Below are 1,058 nucleotides of genomic sequence, written 5' to 3'. Positions count from 1 at the left end.
GCCGAGCCCACGCTCGGCTGCACTTCCCCGGTGCACAGCAGCCGAGCGTGGGCTCGGCTCTACACAAGGCGGGTCAGAACGCGCTGGGGCGGGGTTCCGGCAACGGTTCGTCCACCAGCGGCTTCAGTTCGGCGTCCAGCGCCACCCGTTCGTCGAATACGAAGCAGCGGCCTTCATAGCCCTCGCCGCCCACGTCCTCGAAGTAACCGAGGATGCCGCCATCGAGCTGCAGCACGTTGTCCATGCCGTCGTTGAGCATCCACAGCGCCGCCTTCTCGCAGCGGATGCCGCCGGTGCAGAAACTGACCACGGTGCTGTCCTTCAGCGCCTCGCGATGGGGTGCCAGTGCTTCGGGCAGATCGGTGAACTTGTGGATGGGCAGTACCAGCGCGTCCTTGAAGGTGCCGTAATCGATCTCCTGCAGGTTGCGCGTATCGAGCATCACTACCGGCTTGCCAGCATCATCGTGCCCCTGCCGCAGCCAGCGCTGCACGGTGGCGGGATCGATCGCCGGCGCGCGCGGGTAGTCCAGCGGCTGGCCATCGTCACGGCGGAAGCTGATGATCTCGTCCTTGACCTTGGCCTTCAGCCGCGCGAACGGCTGGTGTTCGCTGAAGCTGGTCTTGACCCGCATGTCGGCAAAGCGCGCATCCGCACGCAGTTCCGCGTAGAAGCCATCGACAGCAGACGGTGCCCCCGCCAGGAACAGGTTCAGCCCCTCGCCCGCCACCAGGATCGTGCCCTGCAGGCCAGCCGCCTCGGCACGCGCCTGCAGCTGGTCGCACAGGGCCTGGGGAGCGTCGATGACGGCGAAATGATAGGCAGCGGTATTGGCGATCATCCCGCCATTTTACCGCCTGACCGCCCACGTATCAGCCTCCACCGTTCATCCACGCATGGCGTGGATCTACCACAGTGTCGACCAAGGTCGACATCTACCGACAGCACCCGGAACGCGTCCGGGGCGGGGCGGTGTGGGCAGGCGGGACCGTTGGCGCCATGGATGGCGCCATCGAGCCCCCAAGGATGGGTCTACGGCGTGTCCCGCCTGCCCACAC

1 protein-coding gene is annotated in these 1,058 nt (G+C 66.4%); it reads right to left on the bottom strand.

The features are described from left to right. Positions 1-73 precede the first annotated feature (73 nt). Complete coding sequence (locus ACFX4F_RS21370) at positions 74-841, bottom strand: sulfurtransferase (RefSeq protein ID WP_380658376.1); 768 nt, start codon at positions 839-841, stop codon at positions 74-76. Positions 842-1,058 lie beyond the last annotated feature (217 nt).

It is taken from the genome of Stenotrophomonas sp. YIM B13575 (assembly GCF_042787595.1).
GTDB lineage: Bacteria > Pseudomonadota > Gammaproteobacteria > Xanthomonadales > Xanthomonadaceae > Stenotrophomonas > Stenotrophomonas lactitubi_B.
This window is presented reverse-complemented; position numbering and strand designations above follow the sequence as displayed.